This is a genomic window from uncultured Mucilaginibacter sp., from assembly GCF_903913935.1.
Classification (GTDB): domain Bacteria; phylum Bacteroidota; class Bacteroidia; order Sphingobacteriales; family Sphingobacteriaceae; genus Mucilaginibacter.
Window position 1 is genome coordinate 1 of sequence record NZ_CAIWNH010000485.1, and the last position, 18,412, is coordinate 18,412.

11 protein-coding genes are annotated in these 18,412 nt (G+C 43.0%); 2 read left to right on the top strand and 9 right to left on the bottom strand.

All coding sequences use genetic code 11. The features are described from left to right. On the bottom strand, positions 1 to 2,597 hold a 2,597-nt coding region (locus QZY09_RS19465; RefSeq protein WP_295675080.1), incomplete at its 3' end, for a S8 family serine peptidase. Between the two features lie 545 nt (positions 2,598 to 3,142). On the opposite strand from QZY09_RS19465, the gene QZY09_RS19470 reads away from it, so the two are divergent. Next, positions 3,143 to 7,876, top strand: coding sequence for a YDG domain-containing protein (locus tag QZY09_RS19470; RefSeq protein WP_295675082.1), 4,734 nt, complete (start codon positions 3,143 to 3,145; stop codon positions 7,874 to 7,876). A gap of 367 nt (positions 7,877 to 8,243) precedes the next feature. Here the strand turns inward: QZY09_RS19470 and QZY09_RS19475 are convergent, their stop codons facing one another. Together QZY09_RS19475 and QZY09_RS19480 are read right to left on the bottom strand one after the other, a co-directional pair. After that, positions 8,244 to 8,879, bottom strand: coding sequence for a DUF4136 domain-containing protein (locus QZY09_RS19475; protein WP_295675084.1), 636 nt, complete (start codon positions 8,877 to 8,879; stop codon positions 8,244 to 8,246). 69 nt (positions 8,880 to 8,948) lie between these two features. Beyond that, on the bottom strand, positions 8,949 to 10,598 hold the full coding sequence (locus QZY09_RS19480; protein WP_295675086.1) for an NAD+ synthase: 1,650 nt from the start codon (positions 10,596 to 10,598) through the stop codon (positions 8,949 to 8,951). A gap of 101 nt (positions 10,599 to 10,699) precedes the next feature. Between QZY09_RS19480 and gldB the strand changes: the two genes are divergently transcribed. Beyond that, positions 10,700 to 11,737 carry a gliding motility lipoprotein GldB gene (gene gldB / locus QZY09_RS19485; RefSeq protein ID WP_295675088.1) on the top strand — a complete coding sequence of 346 codons (1,038 nt, stop codon included), beginning with the start codon at positions 10,700 to 10,702 and terminating at the stop codon, positions 11,735 to 11,737. Between the two features lie 110 nt (positions 11,738 to 11,847). Here gldB and QZY09_RS19490 read toward each other — a convergent pair whose 3' ends face one another. From QZY09_RS19490 to QZY09_RS19515, 6 genes are all read right to left on the bottom strand, one after another. Then, positions 11,848 to 12,033 (bottom strand): hypothetical protein, encoded by a 186-nt coding sequence (locus QZY09_RS19490; RefSeq protein WP_295675091.1) that lies wholly within the window; start codon positions 12,031 to 12,033, stop codon positions 11,848 to 11,850. A 143-nt stretch (positions 12,034 to 12,176) separates the two neighbouring features. Continuing rightward, positions 12,177 to 12,884, bottom strand: a complete 708-nt coding sequence (locus QZY09_RS19495; protein WP_295675093.1) for a DUF4349 domain-containing protein — start codon at positions 12,882 to 12,884, stop codon at positions 12,177 to 12,179. Positions 12,885 to 13,152: 268 nt separating this feature from the next. Then, a complete protein-coding gene (locus tag QZY09_RS19500; protein WP_295675096.1) occupies positions 13,153 to 14,010 on the bottom strand; it encodes a DUF4349 domain-containing protein in 858 nt (285 codons plus the stop codon). Positions 14,011 to 14,196: 186 nt separating this feature from the next. Next, entirely contained in the window at positions 14,197 to 14,577 is a 381-nt protein-coding gene (locus QZY09_RS19505) for a T9SS type A sorting domain-containing protein (RefSeq protein ID WP_295675098.1), read from the bottom strand. A 36-nt stretch (positions 14,578 to 14,613) separates the two neighbouring features. Then, the gene (locus tag QZY09_RS19510; RefSeq protein WP_295675101.1) at positions 14,614 to 16,587 is read right to left on the bottom strand and encodes a hypothetical protein; all 1,974 of its coding nucleotides are present in this window, start codon (positions 16,585 to 16,587) and stop codon (positions 14,614 to 14,616) included. 18 nt (positions 16,588 to 16,605) lie between these two features. Further along, positions 16,606 to 18,405, bottom strand: coding sequence for a response regulator (locus tag QZY09_RS19515; protein WP_295675104.1), 1,800 nt, complete (start codon positions 18,403 to 18,405; stop codon positions 16,606 to 16,608). Between the last annotated feature and the right edge of the window lie 7 nt (positions 18,406 to 18,412).

Genomic DNA, 18,412 nt, shown 5'->3' on the forward strand with positions numbered 1-18,412 from the left:
TAGTTTTTATTGTTATTACAGTAATAGGCTGATAAATTGTTGATGGTTGACGGGGTATTGATGGTTATCGTTTCGGTTGCCTGGTTATTGGCGCTTATCGGGTCACTGCCAAGGTTGGTTGAAGCTGTTATGGTGTAAACGGCACCGGCAACAGCGGTAAAGCTGCCGCTCAGGGTAAATGCTTCCTGATCCTGCGGTTGCAGCGTTGCGCTGTAGGTTTGGGTTAATGTAGTTACCGTTTGACCGGGACCTGTAATCACCACCTTTACAGGAACATTGCTGATAGGTTTACTCCCATAATTTTTGATCATCACTGTAATTTGCGGGTTGCCCGGACACGTGCCCGTAGTATCCGGGTTCACAATTGAAAGAATACCGGCGTCAGTAGTTGTTTGTAAAAACTGCACGCGGTAGTCCTGCGTTTCGCCTTTGGCATAGTTTCCACATTGCTTAATGGTTGATGTATCGCTGGTTTCGGTCAGCACAACACGTAGCAGACTATAATTTCCCGGAATAACGGTAGCGGGAACTGTAATATTGGTACTGTATGTCCCGGTTCCGTTGATGATCCCTGTGGTAGCAACCAGCTCTTCTCCATCAAAAACACCATTACCATTCCAGTCGATATATATTTTAGCCGCTTTATTAAAATTACCACCACAGGTGCCCAATGTTATATTGAAAGGATATGTTTTTCCCTGCTCCAGTTGAATGGTTTGATCGGTATGATCTAAGTAAGTAGTGCAACCTGCGGGCGCTAGATAATTAAGGTTAGCAAGTGACAGGCTATTCACCTTTGAATCGGCATTGGATAACGGCCCTGATAAACAGTAAGCGTGGCCCCCGCAACCTGTTACGATCAATGAATAATCCTGTAGTCCACCTTTTAACGTGCCTTTGTGAGTTACCGTAATGGTATAAGCTTTCCCGGGCACTGTTCCGGGGATAAAAACCTGTTCAACATTATCCAGAATATTATCACCCGTTTTTGCAGCCGAGGAGGGGTTATTAGGGTCGAGTATCCATGGATAAAAGGTAGTTGAACCATCAGTTATGCGGATATCGAGGTCATTCACCAATTTGGGGATACGGCTGTTAACTACCCCATCCGCATTGGCCTGTCCTGCCGGATCGGTCCATGAAATAGTTGCTGACAAAGGGCCGCTTCCTGCAGCAACAACGCTATAGGATTGGGTTTGCCCCTGCTGCAGTGTTGCTTCAGTCACCAGGCTTCCTGATCCGTTATCTGTTAACGCCTGCGCTGCTTTCTTCATATCCAGCAGTCCCCATCCATAAATATAATCAGGTCCGGTATTACCGGCATCATAGGCCGTATGGCATGCAATGCCTTTCAGTGTCGCTGCCCGCATGAAGGTGCCATTGTGTTTTTGGGCATAATATTCCTGCAAAAGGTATAACGAGCCGGTAACATTGGGTGCAGCCATGGAGGTGCCTGACAAGGTAATGTAAGTGTTTGAACTGGCTGCTCCGGCAGAAGTTACGTCAACCCCATCGGCAACGATATCAGGCTTTACCCGTCCATCATCCGTTGGCCCCCAGCTGCTGAAATAGGCGATAGAAATATTGTTGCTGCTTGCCGGGCCATTGGGTAAAGGGTTTACCGCGCCTACAGTGAGTATATTTTTTGCATTTCCCGTCGAACTGATCACATCGTAAGCACCATTACTGCTAATAGTTGATGGCCTTGGGCCCTTATCGACCAATGTTTGATTATTAACACTTTGATATCCATAATAATCCTGGCCAACATCCGGGCCGGGATAAGCATGTGCATTGCCTGCTGATTCAACAATTAAATAATAACGTGCATTAAAAGCGATCTGGTCATACTGCATCGTCCGGGTTCCGTAAAATCCGAAGTTATAATCAACTGTATCTCCCGGTAAACCGTACCATTCCCATCGATTTTGGTCGTTGTTAAAATTCCAGCCGGCTTCGTCGCCGTAGGAATGATTTGACAACAATAAGCCTGACGCTGCAGCATTCATTTTCGACACGTCGTTATCAAAATAATACGAATGCAGGGTAGCCGCATTAAAAGCCATTCCCTTTGCTGGGGGATATACGCCTTTTGCTATCATAGTCCCCGCCACATGGGTAGCATGATCTGCAACAGGTTGTGCATCTTCAAGCGTTATTGTTTTCCCCGCAAACTCCTGGTGAGCTTTATCAACTTCGCCGCCATCCCAAATGGCTAGTTTATCATTTAAACCTGCGCTCGCGCCTGAAAGGTTCAAGCCCAAAAAACCTCCCGGCTGTACGGTATTTGTTTGGGTGGTTGCTGCTGCGATAATATTGTCATAAGTAACCAGGTAAACCGGGTAGCCAAGGCTATTTGTGCCTTGCAGTGAAGCCAGTCCCCCATTTTTTGTTTTGATGGTCACAGGCCATCCATGGGTTTTAGCAAGCGTTATTGCCTTTTGATGATTTACCTGGAATAAATTATTTAAACGCGTAGACGTATCAGCCAACTCCCTGCTTTTTACATCGGAAACCAATTTGTGCTGACCGAATGTTTCAGATGCTATACACAGCAAAAAAAATGGCATTAAAACTGCTGCGTATAAATTATTCATACTGACCAAGGGTGGTTATTATTTAAAATTCTTTGAAGTAAATTAAATTTCAAAATCAAGCTCGGCGACAATATATTATGAATTTGACTATTTCCCTTCATCTAAATAAAAATATTAAACAGGGCAAACGCTTTATTTTTTATAAATTATTCTTCAAAAGAAAAGTATTTAGTAAAATCACTGTTTCCAAACTTTCCCTGTTGGTGAACAGGCCGTCGTTTTAACCCGATTAACTACTATCACCCCATTTAAATGAGCCTATTTAATAATTGAGAAAGCATTACGGGTAAAAATGGGGAATTTAGTCTAAAATATTGGACGGGCGTGAATTTAAATTTTACACACCTCGTTAATCCTTAAGAAACAACTTATATTTTTGATTAACGACAATCTCTATAAAAGAAATTTTCAAATATTATAGATAGTTTTTTTCATTTTATTCCACACATTTTCATGCATTGAAGGCCCTTAGCACTTTATGGCAGAGATTTTGCCATAAATGGTTCTATAAATTATTTGTAAATAGAGAATTAATCATCTGGCGTATGCGTGGTAAATTATTTTGGGGGGCTTTAATTTTGGTAACGGCCAATTTGTTTTTAGCAAACAAAACATTTGCAACCAATTACAAACTCCCGGCGGCGGCTTATGGAGCACAAACCGGTACGGCCACCTATGGCACTGTTTCATCGGTAACCTATACTATAACTTATGCTGTCGTTACTTCAACCGGTACCAGTGCCCAGGATAAACTTGCTCTTGCTTGGACCAGTGGGACACCAACAGGCGTAACCTACTCTTTGACGACTGTATCTTCAGGCATGGGGCTAACCGGCGGAACAAATGCAGCGGCTAGTTTTTTACCTACGTCTACCGGGACAAAAACAATTACGTTAACCATAACAACATCTGCTGCAACACCTGCGTCAACAGCCGGATATGGTTTCACCCTTTCCACTACGGATAATAACGGCGGCGTATCTGGCAGCAGTTCCGGCCTGACATTGGTTGTCGGCACAAAACCTTTAACAGTTACGAGCCCCGTTGCCGCAAACAAAGTTTATAACGGCACCACAGCCGCAACAATTGCCGGAACGCTAAGCGGCATTGTGTTGCCCGATGTAGTTACCCTTTCCGGCACCGGCACTTTTGCGAGCGCTAACGTTGGTACCAGTATTGTTGTTACACCAACGTGCACGCTAACCGGCGCAAATGCGGGTAATTATACATTAACACAGCCTGCTGGTTTGGCGGCCAATATCACGGCGGCGCCCTTAACCATTACTGCAAACAGCGTTTCAAAAGTTTATGGTACCCTTTTAACGGGGGCGGCAGGATCAACAGCATTTACTTCTACCGGGTTACAAAATGGAGAAACTATTGGCAGTGTAACCATTGCCTATGGTACCGGTTCAGCTGCAAACGCCCCGGTAGGCACCAATACCGGTACCGTAACTGCATCAGCCGCAACCGGCGGTACTTTTACAGCCGGAAATTATTCATTAACCTATCTAAGCGGGAACATAACAATAACACCAAAAGCAATAACCATGATCGGCGCTGCCGGTGGCAACAAGGTTTATGACGGAACAACACTGAATTCCGTTACCGGCGGCACATTATCGGGCATTATTTCACCCGATGCGGTAACAATAAACGCTACCTGTACGTTCGCAACAGCAAATGTAGGTAATGGGATAGTGCTAACTTTTTATATCGGCGGTGCAAATGCCGGGAACTATACACTTACACAGCCAGGCGTAACTGCCAATATAACGCCAAAAGCTTTAACAGAAAGTGGTGCCGCAGCAACTAACAAGGTATACGACGGAACAACCGTTGCAACGATCACTGGCGGAACGCTTATCGGGGTGGTTTCACCGGATGTGGTAAGTGTAAGCACAACCGGAGTTTTCGCAAGCGCAAACGTAGGAACCGGAATTTCCGTAACCATAGCGTTAACGGGTGCAAGTGCCGGTAACTATACCATAACACAACCAGGTATAACTGCCAATATTACCCCTAAAGCTTTAACAATTACAGGCATAACCGTCAGTAATAAATCCTATGACGGTACAACAACTGCAACCATATCAGGCACCGCAGCATTAAGCGGGATTATAGGCAGCGACGTTGTAACACTGGGCGGAACGCCAACTGCCGTATTTACGTCTCAAAACGTTGCTACGGGCATTGCTGTAACAGTAACCGGGTATGCGTTAAGCGGAGCAAGGGCCGGTAATTATACCATAACACAGCCCGGCGGGTTAACCGCAAATATTACTGCAGCTACATTAAATATAGTAGCTACTGGCCCAGCCAAAGTTAATGGAACAGCTCAGGCAAGCCTTTCAGGCGCCGGAAGTGTTGGTTTTTTCAACTATTCAGGAATTGTATCCGGTGAAAGCATAACCAGCGTAACGTTAACACTAAGCAATACGGCAGCACAAACAGCTGGCTCAACCTATACAGTTACACCCTCGTTACCTGTTGGCGCAGGCGGATTTAATATAAGTAACTATTCCCCCACGTACACGGCTTATAACGGTATCGTAGCGGGCCACAATTATACATGGACGGGAGGGGCAAACACAACCTCCTGGACTACCACCGGTAACTGGTCATCAAACCCCAGCGGCGGAACGTATCCGGGAGGTTGGGGCGTTACCTACGATGGGGTTATCCTCCCATCAGGCACCACCTATACGCCTACTTTATCAGCAGGCGTTACGGTTAATACCCTAACTTTTACCGGTAATAATACGCTTACCATAGCCGCAGGTATTAGTTTAATTTCAACCAACTCCTTCATTGTAAATGCAGCCGCTACCAGCGCAAACCTGGTCTTTTCGGGGGCTTCAACTTCTACTATACTTGAGTTAAGCAGCTCTGTGTTTAGCAACTATGGGGGCTTTAACATCAGTGGTACAGGCCTCTTCCAGGTTGATAATAACGGTTCGTATATTTATAATGGCGGTACTATAACCGCCAACGGCAATTGCACCCTGTACCTGCAGGGCGGCTCCAATGTAACCCATGCGATTACCAATGCAGGGACTTTTTATGCAGGAACTGCCAATTCAAATTGCAACATCGAGATGGACGATTATGGATCGATAGAAAATTCGGGGTCCTTTTATGTCGGTCCAACATCCCTGATGTATTATTTTAACGATCAAGCCCAGTTCTGCATCATCAACAACGAAAACGGCGGAACTTTTACCCTGCAGTCAAATGCAAATGGTTCGGCAACGATAGGTGAAATCCCGCAGGGAAAAAACAACGCTTTTACCGGAACATTTAATGTTGAAAGATATTTTCAGGGTTCAGCCACAGTATCGGCAGGCCGTTTTATTGAGCGCAATTACCGAATCATATCCTCCAGCGTAAACACAGGCACAACCTTAAATGGTAATTATGTATATGGATTAAATTACATTGTAGGCGCCACAGCGGGCCAGACAACAACTGCCAACAGCGCCACAAATACTTTCGTTACCGGCTGCACCGGGTGCAGCACCAGTGGCGGCAATCCATCTATTTATTTGTATAACGAAAGCTACACCCCAAGCAATCAAACATTTACCAGTGGAAATTTCCTGGGGATCACCAATATCACCAACTCTACCAGCGGCGGAACTATCACCGCAAGTGATGGCGGCACCTATAGTTTACCGGTAGGTACCGGTGTGTTTTTCTTTTTCAGGGGCGCAGCAACAAACTGGGCAACCAGGACTGTTTATCCTTATATAGCGCCTGACAATGTTACGCTAACCTCGAAAGGAAACCTGAATGTGGGGTCGTACACTTTTAAAGACTGGTACACGCCAGCGTCATCAAATTTAGCTTATACCGGTGCAGGTATCGGCACCAATTATGCGGTACGGGGTTTTAATATGATTGGCAACCCATTTCCCTCCGCCATTGACTGGCTGACATCTTATTCAGGATCAGGAGCTATCGTGCGTACGAACATCAGTCCCACTATTTGGGTATTTAACCCCGTAACCAGCCAGTACGATACTTACCAGGCAACATCATCAACAACAGGCACCGCTACGGGCAACGCGTCGAGGTATATTGCCAGCGGTCAAGGTTTCGTGGTACAAGCTACTGCTGCCAGTCCGGCGTTAACGATTTCCGAATATGCTAAAGTAGTATTAAATAATAATGGAGTATCAGGAACAGGTACAGTACCAGCCGCTGCAAAGCTAACCGGTTCAGGTTTATTAATGAACACTTCTCCTATACAATCAGCCGTACCACAATCCCTTCGTTTAAAACTGGTAACCGATTCAATAAATTATGACGATATTTTTGTCGGATTTAATTCATCGACCTCAACTAATTACGATCCCTTTGAAGACAGCAAATTTTTGGCTGGCAACAACGCTCCGGAAAGTTTAGCAAGCTTTTCATCCGATGGCGTACCACTTTCCATTAATAATTTGCCGCTGCCAAAACTGGCACCACAGGTTATAAAATTATTTGTTACCGCAAAAGCATATGGTACCTATACCCTTCAACGAACCGATTTGCAGGCTGTACCAAAGATTTATGACATATGGCTAATGGATAAATTCAAAAAAGATTCATTAAATATCAGGGTTAATTCAACCTATAGATTTGACATAACTACAGATACGACCAGCTACGGAAACAACCGCTTTCAACTGGTAATAAGGCAAAATCCGGCGTTAGGACTTCATTTATTAAATTTTACAGCAAACAAGGTAGAAAACGGTACGCAAGCAGTTTGGGTAACTGAAAACGAAGAGAATTATACCAACTTTACTGTTGAAAGAAGTACTGACGGAGGAATCACATTTAAAGTATTGGGCGGCTACGCTTCCAGCGCGCTGGGTACTTATACCTTTTTAGATAAAAACCCCGCGAAAGGGGCAAACCTTTACAGGTTAAAAATAGAAGATATTAACGGAACAGTTTCATATTCAAACGCGGTTACTGTGATGTATGGTAATGGAACGGGCCTGGTTAAAACCGGGATAGTGGTTTACCCTAACCCGGTAGAAAGCATAGTGAATTTAAATATTGCTCCGGATTTTAACAGCAGCATACTTACACCGGGCACCAGTTCATCAGTTGCCTACAATATCCAAATAACAAACATATTGGGGTCGGTAGTGACTAATGCGACAACAAATGGCCAAAACTGGCAAACTGACGTAAGCAGCATAATGCCCGGCACGTATGTTATAACGGTAACAAATACCAGTAATAACACTGCCATCGGACAGGCCACCTTTATAAAGCTCTAGCAATTTTAAAGCAATACCGGTATGTAAGTATTTTCATCGAAATATATCAATTTGAAATATAGGTGTTAATTTTGATAAATATTTTGCGGGAAATTGTACATTTGTAAATAGAGAATTAATCATCTGGCGTATGCGTGGTAAATTATTTTGGGGGGCTTTAATATTATTTATTCTAAATTCATCTATTCTTTTTGCACAGCCCGGCGAACCTTGCGGAGGAACTGACCCCGACGCAACGTGCCCGCTTGATACCTGGATTATCGTTTTAGCTATAATTGCGGTAATTTCTGCAGCATATCATTTGCACCGTAAACAAAAATCCCCTTTGCCTGCAGCAAAAGGGATTAAATAATTGCATCAATAACTTTTAAGATTGCCTTACTCCCATTTGTGGGGGCGGAGTTAAATGCAACTGATCCAGTATGCCGTTAACTACCTTTGGCAGATCATCAATGTCTTTTTGCGGGTTATGATGAACTTCGCCAACGCCAAATCCTCTCCATACAATTTTACCCGTACGGGTATCAATAATATCGATAATCAGTGTACCTTCTTTGTAATGCTCTTTTTCGGCATAGGTTAAACCGCCATAGTATGAAAACGGACCACCGTATGCATAGTATGGACGATACCATCCGCCCCAACCCCCGCCCCAGCCGAATCCCCAGCCAGGATAAAACCCACCGTAATAAGGGGTATAGTAATTAGTTCGGGCACCACGGCCGACAATACGTGAATAGGTAACTACCAGGTCGGGATGATTTTGACCTAACTGTAAACCTTTTGCCAGCAGAGCGCCGGTGGCCGCATCCTTTATTTTTACATCCGCCGCCTGGTTCACATTGTTCCCCTCGCCTTTTGAAGGTGGCATCCAGGCAAAAGTGCGGTAGCCCCCCATATGTGTTTTATTAATAGCAGCGGTGTAGTAGTCATAACTGGTACACGCTGAAAAACCCGACAGCAATATAACTGCGAGCCCCAAATAAATTAGTGATCTTTTCATGATATTTCTCTCCCGGTATTTTTATTAGACTGACTAATGGTAAAAGGTTTAATAACAAAAAAAATAAGTTTACGACAAATATTTTCCTACAATTGGCATCCTGCGGCCCATCCCGAATGCTTTTGGCGATACCCGCAGTATTGGCGGTGTTTGGTATCGTTTATGCTCCGACAGGTTAATTAACCGTATCACCTTACGTACTATTTTTTCATCATACCCCATTTTTATGATGGTTGCCGATGAGCATCTGCCTTCGACATATTCTGCAATTATTTTATCAAGAATATCGTATTCCGGCAATGAATCGGTATCCTTCTGGTTCGGCCTTAATTCTGCCGACGGCGGTTTAACAATAGAATTTATGGGGATGATCTCCCTATCGCGGTTAATATACCGGGCAAGTTCAAAAACCTGGGTTTTGTAAACATCACCGATAACCGAAATACCGCCGCACATATCGCCATATAAAGTACCGTAACCTACGGCAGCCTCGCTTTTATTAGAGGTATTCAGTAAAATATAGCCAAACTTATTACACATGGCCATTAACAAAACAGCCCTGGTACGTGATTGGATATTTTCTTCCGCTATGTTAAATGGAAGGTTTTTAAACTGAGGACTCAGCGTTTTTTCAATGGCTTCGGTAATGTTTTTGATATTGACGGTTTCGTGCATACAGCCCAGGTTTTCCACCAGATCTTCGGCATCTTTAATAGAATGATCGCTTGAAAAACGCGATGGTAATAATACCGCCATCACATTTTGGGGGCCTAACGCTTCGGCGGCCAATGCGCACACCACCGCAGAGTCGATCCCGCCTGAAAGTCCCAATATCGCTTGTTTAAATCCCGATTTATAAAAATAATCCCTTATCCCTAATAGTATAGCATGGTGGATCTGTTCAATATCGCTTTGCTTTTCTTTTCTTAAAGTTGATGGATGGCTAAAACTAACACCACCGTTTTTATCAAGCTGGTAATAAGCCATACTCTCTTCAAAATAAGGCATCTCGTCGATAAGCTCACCTGCATCATCAAAAACAAGCGAGCCACCATCAAATATCAATTCAGTTTGTGCGCCAATATTGTTCACATATAACAAAGGCAGCTGGTATCTCTTAGCGTTATCGCTCAAAATTTCAATCCGCTCCTCGTCATGGTTATAAGCAAAGGGAGACGCGGCGATATTGATCATTACATCCGGCCGCTCCTGGATCAGGATATCCATTGGGCGCGTAATGTAAAGCGGGTTTTCAATATCGTTCCAAAGGTCTTCGCAAATGGTAAGGGCTATCCGGTGTCCTTTAAAGTCAATACAACTAAATTCGGTAGATGGTTCAAAGTATCGGTATTCGTCAAATACATCATAGTTAGGCAACAGCGCCTTATGCGCAACCGCCTTAACTTTTCCGTTTTCAATAAAATAAGCCGAGTTATATAATTCTTTGCCTTCATTATTGTTGTTAGGTGTAGGCAGGCCTATAATACAGGCAATATCCTCACACCCGGCAGCAATTTGTTGGGCTGCGGTTTCGCACAGATCAATAAATTCATCAAACTCTAAAAAATCGCGTGATGGATACCCACAAACGCACAATTCAGCAAAAACAACGAGGTCAGCGCCGTTATCGCGCGCGATTCGGATATGATCAATAATTTTCGCAGTGTTTGATTCAAAGTTGCCGATATGGTAATTAAGCTGTGCTAATGCGATCTTCATTATTAATAGTGATTTTATACAGGTCCTAAACTAACGTTTGAAATGCTGCGTTTAGGGTGTTTAATGCAAATAAAAAATTAATTTTGCCGAAAGCATAAAAAATGATCCTTTTCAACAAAACAAAACAAATTTACCTATTTTTTTTAACAGGTGTATTATTAAGCGCCTGTGGCCATAAAAAGGTTGATGTAAGCAATATTCCGGTAAATGTAAAAATTGAACGTTTTGATAAAGAATTCGATGCCATGAAAACCAAGCCTATGGCGCAGCAGGCGGCCTACCTGCAAAAAAAATACGGCCCATTTTACCACGATTTTATCGCAACGCTATTACAGGATAACCAGATCAACACCACCGACACTGCTTATTTTGCTTTGCTACGCAAGGTTTTTGTTACTAAAGATTATAACGACCTGAAACATGACATTGATTCAGTATACCCCAACCTGGATAAAGCCGGGGCCGAACTGACAGACGCTTTCAGACATATCAAATACTATTACCCTGAAAAAAAACTGCCGGCGGTATATGCATTCGTTTCGGGATTTGAGACACCCATTATTACTGACAATGGCTTATATGGTATTGGGCTTGATTTATTCTTAGGCGGCAATTCAAGGTTTTACCCGGCGTTAACGTCCGCATGGCCCCGCTATATGTCCCGCAATTTTAACGAACAGAATATTTGCCCCCGGCTAACTGAGGCTATAACACGCGAAGACATGTTCCCTGAAAGCGACAGCAGCAAAACATTGATGTCGAAAATGATCTATAACGGCAAGATCATGTATTTTATGGACCAGGTATTGCCCGATGCCGCTGATACCCTTAAAATTGGTTATACAGATGCACAGTTAAAGTGGTGCAAGCAGTTTGAATCGAAGATTTGGGCCTGGTTTATTGACCAGAACCTGCTTTACGAAAGCGATTACCAAAAAATTCAAAAATATATTTCCATGGCGCCTTTCACCCCCGGGCTTGGCGAAAAAAATGAATCGGCACCTAAACTGGCCATTTGGACAGGCTGGCAAATTGTACGAAGGTATATGGAAAAGCACCCGGATGTTACCTTACAGCAACTAATGGGGGATAATGACGCCCAGAAGATATTAACTGAATCGGACTATCATCCGAAATGAAGTCTTGAGTCAGGAGTCTTAAGTCAAAAGTCGGCAGAAAGCACAAAAAATAACGAAACAATAAGCCAAAATGATTTTTGACTGAAGACTAAAGACTTAGAACTTAAGACTTATTCAAGTATTCCAAAAACGCCTTTTAAAGCGATTCCCACACCGGTTATTAAAAGAATATTGGCAACAATATTATTGTAAGGGAAATCGGCAAAACGAAGATACACACCCAAAAGGCCTATAATAATTGCAATGACGATAGTAATGTAGTGACGTTCGGAATTGGCGTTTTCAGTAGTATTCATTTTTCGCTGTTTTTTATGGTTGGGCAAAAATATAAATGTTTACCGAATTGTTAAAATTTAATTAGTTGATTAAGTTGGAATAAGTTGATCAGGTGAGTAGTTATTGATCGTCACTCCATTAACCACTCACCTGGCCACCCCGATCAACCTTTAACCAACGCCTTTCTTTTAAAATAGCTGATCGTCAGCCAAATTATAAAGCCCAGGGGTAGCAGTATCCAAAAGTTGGAAATACCGATCAATATCTCCACAAATACATTCCAGCCAGTCTCAAATGAAGCGCCGAATCGTCTTGAAAATGGTTGCTGATAATCTGAAAGTTTATTATCAGCCATCATCCTTTTGCTAACTACGTTGGATTCATAAAAACTGAGCGTTACTGTGCTGAATTTTACAGAATCATCAATCTTACTGTTGTTTATTTGCTGATCGACCATGTTGTTTTTAAAGGCCAGCAAATTATCAGGGTCTTTTTTATTGCCCGTTGCTTTCTTTTGCACTGCCACCAATTCGTTTTGATTTTTAAGTTTCAGCCGCGTTGAAAGGTAGTCCAATGTTTTATCCGTCACCTCCATTTTTTGATCATTCACCCGGATACCCAGTTGAGCTACCTTATTCATAAAATCGCTCAGGCTTGCCGGCGGGATCTTAACGGTCATCTCCGCCGTTGAATTAACGAGGGTAACCCGCATAATGGAGTCGTCACTTTTTCGGACGTCGACGCTATCCCCTGCCGTTGAGCGCATCACATGATGAATTACCTGCCCGTTATAATTTTCCGTTATTGCCGTAATTTGCTCCGTTGTTTGCCGCACATTCTTTACCTGGAACCGTATTTCGGCTGTCTTCACAACTTTAGGATGACTTTGTATTGTATCATTATGAATAACTTTTGCTGCGCCCAATACTTCTTATGTTGTATCTGCTGATGCTTTTAGCGTATCAGTGGATTCATATGAACTACTTTGGCCTTTGCATGCGCATAGCAATGCCAGCCCCGCAAGCGGGATCAAAAATTTTGTTTTCATGATTTGTAGGGATTGGTTATGGAGACCTTTAACTATTAAAAGGTACCCGGGTTAGGAATTTATTTATTGAATTTTATGCTAAATAACTGGATCAGCTTTTAATTGGTTTTATTATCTTTTTGCCCCGATAGTTTCGGAGCAGCACCCAGGCGCCTATTCCGGCCAATATAAACACCCAAAGATTAGCCATACCTATAATAACATCTACGAATATTCCCCAGCCGTTTTCAACGGCCATGCCCAGGCGCCTGAAAAATGGAAGATTATATGCTGACGGATCGTCATTGGCAATTACTTCTTTATTAATGGTATTGCTTTGATAAAAACTGAGGGTAACAATGCTGTTTTTAACAGCATCATCAATTTGCCGGTTGCCGATCTGCTGGTCAATCATATCATCCTTTAAATTCAACACATCCTCAGGTTTTTTGATGATGATCTTTCCTTTCCTTTGCTGGCTTACCAGTTCGGCCCTATTTTTAAGTTTTAGCTGCGCGGAGAGGTAATCAAGCGACTTATCGGTGATATCCATGCTGCGGTCATTCACATAAATACCCAAATGCCCTACCTGGTTCAAAAATTCATCCAGTTTGGTTGAAGGTATCTTTACCGTCATTTCTGCGGTGGTGTTAAAAGCTGTTACCCGCATAACCGAATCATTGCTGATGCGGATATCCTGGCTGCGCTCGGCAGTTGAACCCATCTGGTGATGGATCACCATACCGTTAATACCTGTTGTGAGCGCCGCTATGTGTTCAGCAGTTTGCTGCACATTTTTCACTTTGAAATGGATGCCTGCGGTTTTTACCAGTTTCGCCCCGGAAATCGAATCTTTCATAAGCGTATCGGCGCTGATGCTGTTATTCAAAGTCTCATAACTGCCCGATTTGCCTTTGCATGCGCAAAGGAATGCCAGCCCCGCAAGCGGGATTAAAAATTTTGTCTTCATGTTTTTTGGATTTTATATTGATACCGGATAGTGGCAAAAGGTAACCCTTGGGGCTAATTGGTTATCAAATTGTTACGAAGACGGTATTTGATATAGAAGGGCAAAGCATCTGTCCCCCACCTGGTGGCAGGGTAAATCACAAACGCCTATTTACCTTATTATTGGGAGAACGTGTATATTTTCAACTCAAAGTTTTATAAATTTCGCCTTGCCAACCAAGCTTTTGTCTTTATTGTTAGTAACAGTGATGATATAAGTACCCGGCATAAGTGCGCTTACATCCGTTTGCCAGTTCAGCTGATTGATCGTTGTCTTCTCCATTGCTGATCCTAAAATATTGGCTATCTGGATATCGTAGGACTTACCAGCCGCGGGGTTAGCAATCGATGCAGTGGTGATGCCCGGGTTAAATCCGGTCGCTATACTCAAATTCATGATGTTTTTTGCGGGATTAGGATAAACTGTGATCCCAGTTTTTACCAGGCTTGCTCCGTTGCCATACATCACAGTAACCACGTTTGAACAGGTAATAGTTCCGTTAATATCTTCTAACTTTAACCTGTACATGTTTGCGCCATTCGCCGGATTTTTATCTAAAAAGCTCTAGGTACTCTGGGCGCTGGATGCATATCCTCCCAAAATCGGAAACGTTTTTCCACCATCTGTGCTTCTTTCAACGGTAAAGTTGGTGTAGTTTTGTTCGTTTTCGGTTACCCAAACTGCCTGTGCGCCGTTTTGTGCTTTGGTTGCAGTAAAATTTAGCAAGTGCACCATTAATGCCTGATTTTCGCGAATAACCAATTGAAAACGCTTGCTGCCATAACTATTGGTATCTGTGGTGATATCAAAAGCATAGGTTGGATTGTGGCGCATATCTAATGAATCCTTATTGAATTTATCCATCAGCCATATATCATACATTTGGGGTATAGCTGCAATTTCAGTAAGGTTCAAACGATAAGTACCGTATGCCTTTGCAGTAACAAACAATGGAATGATTCTCTGTTGTAATTTTGGCAGAGGCATTTTGTTTATCGCCAGCATAACACTGTCGACAGAATAACTGCCCAGGCTTACCTGGCCGTTCCCCGGCCGGTATGGGGCGTCATAATCGGCCGTAAATTGAGCAGATGCGCCAGCATCAAAGCCGATATAAACATCATCCGAATTGACCGAATCCATTGACATCTGCAAGCGTAAATGCGGGTTTATATTCACCTTATTCAAAGTGGTCATATCCCCCTTAGTTGTCATAAAAAGATTAAGGCCAGTATTTTGGGTTAATGATTTTGCGGTTTCATTAAAAATAAGCTTTGGGCTGGAATTGTTGGTGGCCAAGACAAAAAATCCCTGCCCGCTTGCTATCGTTCTGGAGCCATGGTTAGTGAAGATGCCGCCCACCTGATAAACATCGTAATTATTAGTGGCCGGATTAAGCTCATAAATTGTATTTGATACGTTATTAGCATAAATACCAGATGTTGTGGTGGTGGTATTATATTGCTCCCAATCAATGGAACTTGCATATGGGTTTCCAACCAAATTAAAACCTCTTACAGCGGCATTTGCGGTAGCGCTTGTGTACCCTAAATTTGCTAACGCAGGGGTGTACCAGTCGTGCACGACTACCTGTCCCTGGTTTAAAGTTGCCGTTGTGGTTGTGGTAACGGTTACTGGGGTATAGCCCGGTGTGGTTTCGGTTGTTAAAGAAGCGGAAGCCCTGTTCCCCCGGAAAAAAAACATTACCCCATTGCCGGCAGGAAGATAAAAAGCACCAAAAGTACCTGCACCGCTAACTGAATAATTATAGGCAGGGGAATTATTGATCGCGCTTATCCCCTCAAAATTCCCGCTGGTAAACGAGGAGTTAGAGGGTAACTGGTCCTCGCGGTATAAATATAGCGTCGGGTTGCCGGTTTTATCAAAGCCGCCACCCGAACTGCCGGTCAGAAATACGGAAGAAGTGAGGTAATTGATGCTGAAAACATTATTTGAACTAACGGTGGCCGAATACACTGGTGAGGATATTAAACGGTAACCCCGGTAACCAGCCCCGCCGGTGATATAACGTTGTACGTTTACACTGTTGGTAATTGTTGACCCTGAAGGAATAGCTGCAACTGTTGCTGAACTGGTTGCATCCGAATTCAATGTTAAATTGCCATTCGCATTTAAAGACGTTGAATTAACCATAGTTAGTACACCCTGGCTTGAAACAGAAAAATTACCCGAGCTCATAACGGCCGGATTTCCCGAACCGCCGTTTCCGCTAAAAAACACATTGGTAAACATTGTTCCGAAGCCGTTATCTGTAAGCACCTGGTTGCTGCCGTTAAAAACCATGTTCGCGGTGCCCTGTGTGTAAGTGCCGCTATTGGTATAATTGCCCGACATCGTGAAGTTTCCGGATTGCAAGTTTAAAGTGCCCGAGTTAGCCACATTTCCTGATACCACAACGTAGCAACTGTTGGCAATTACATAAGCATTTGACGAAGTTATTATGCCTTGCCCCATTAGGAATGACGGCAGGAGCATCAATCCCTGGATTAATGTTATGACGCTATTTTTAGTTTTCATTGCCTTAATTTTTAAAAGTTACACCTCTGTATTGCTGTGCAGGCTCCATTTTTCAAGTAAGTTTACAAGCTCTGTAAGATTTACGGGTTTAGCAATATAATCGTCCATTCCGGCCCTCAGGCATTCTTCACGGTCGCCTTGCAAAGTATTAGCCGTCATGGCAATTATAACCGGTTGATTACTCAAACAAACACGGATCATTTTAGTGGCCTCAAGCCCATCCATTTCGGGCATTTGGACGTCCATAAGTATCACATCATAATAATTGTTACTTACTTCTTCCAGCACCTCTTTACCATTGTTGGTCATTTTAGGTTCGTAACCAAGCTTATTTAAAATCTTGCCAACTATTTTTTGGTTCATCACAACATCATCGGCTACCAGGATTTTTAATGGGTACTGTTTTGCAAAATCGACAGAGAGTTTTTGCTTATTGCTATGATCACTGGTTAAAGCATTTTCCCCGGTTTGCCTGATCAGTGAAATAACTTGTTCTTTCAAAATATGCCGCCTGATGGGTTTATTTATAACTGAACTAAAAAGTTCCGGGTGTTTTTTATAGCCCTCATCGCCAGTGTTGTTCAAAAGCATAATGGGGGTGTGTGGGTACAATTTTTTTATTGATTGAGTCAGTGTGATACCGTCCATCTCCGGCATTTGCAGATCGGTAATTATTAAATCTAAATCCGGCTTGTCTGATAATATTTCCAGGGCATTTTTGCCGGAGCCGGCCTCGGATACTGTCAAAAGCCACGCCTCGAACCTGTTTCTGAGCATATCCCTTACGGTGGCATTATCGTCAATTATCAATACTTTCTTTCTTTTAATATCGTTGCTGATTGTAGGTAATAAGGGCTGTATATTTGTTCGAAACGGCAGTGTGAAATGAAAAGCCGCACCTTCATTTTCTACACTGTCAACCGCAATGGTACCCCCCATCAGCATCACAAGGTTTTTACAAATGATCAATCCTACGCCAGTGGCACCTCCAGTTTTTAGTACCGGCGCTGTTTGCATTAACACTCTTGACAGTTCCCGGATTTTAGCCTCTGAAATACCGATGCCGCTATCTTTAACTTCGATCATCAGTTTTACATGATTATCTTCAACAGCTTCAAGAAATTGAACGCCGATATATATCTCTCCTCTTTGTGTGAATCTGATGGCATTTTCTACCAGGTTCATCAATATCTGCCGAAAGCGCTGATTGTCGCCAACAAGTTGAACGGGTACTGTCTTTCCGATCCGATAAACCAGATCCAAACCCGCATGTGCTGCCGTAACAGCAAAAACATCAAACACTTCTTCAATGCTGTTTCGCAGATTAAATTCTTTAACATCAAGCTCTTTCCCTGTGTCCACCTTTGAATACTCTAGTATATCTTTCATTAATATATCATTGATCAGCCCGAGCAAACTTTCACCGGAAAGCAGGATGGCTGAAGCATATTCATGCTGCTCGGAGGTAAGTGTAGTTTCGGTGAGCAGCGACGCCATACCCATTAATGTAGTCATGGGGGTACGTATGTCATGGCTTATTTGTGATAAAAGAAGGCTTTTATTAGTATTGGCGTTCCGGGCATCTCCGCGGGCGATTTGTTCATTCCGCCGGGCATAAGTAAGCAATTCAGCACTTTGATGAAGTGCACTTTGCAGTTCAGCCATCTGGTTTAATGACTTGTTTATTTTTGACCGGTGGTAGAAATATCCAAATACAAATGCAACAAAAAGAATTACCAGGTAAAACCACCCTGGTGAATAAAAAGCAATAAGGGAAATATTTCCGATATTTATAAAAAGCTGATGATCTGTAACCATGATTGTT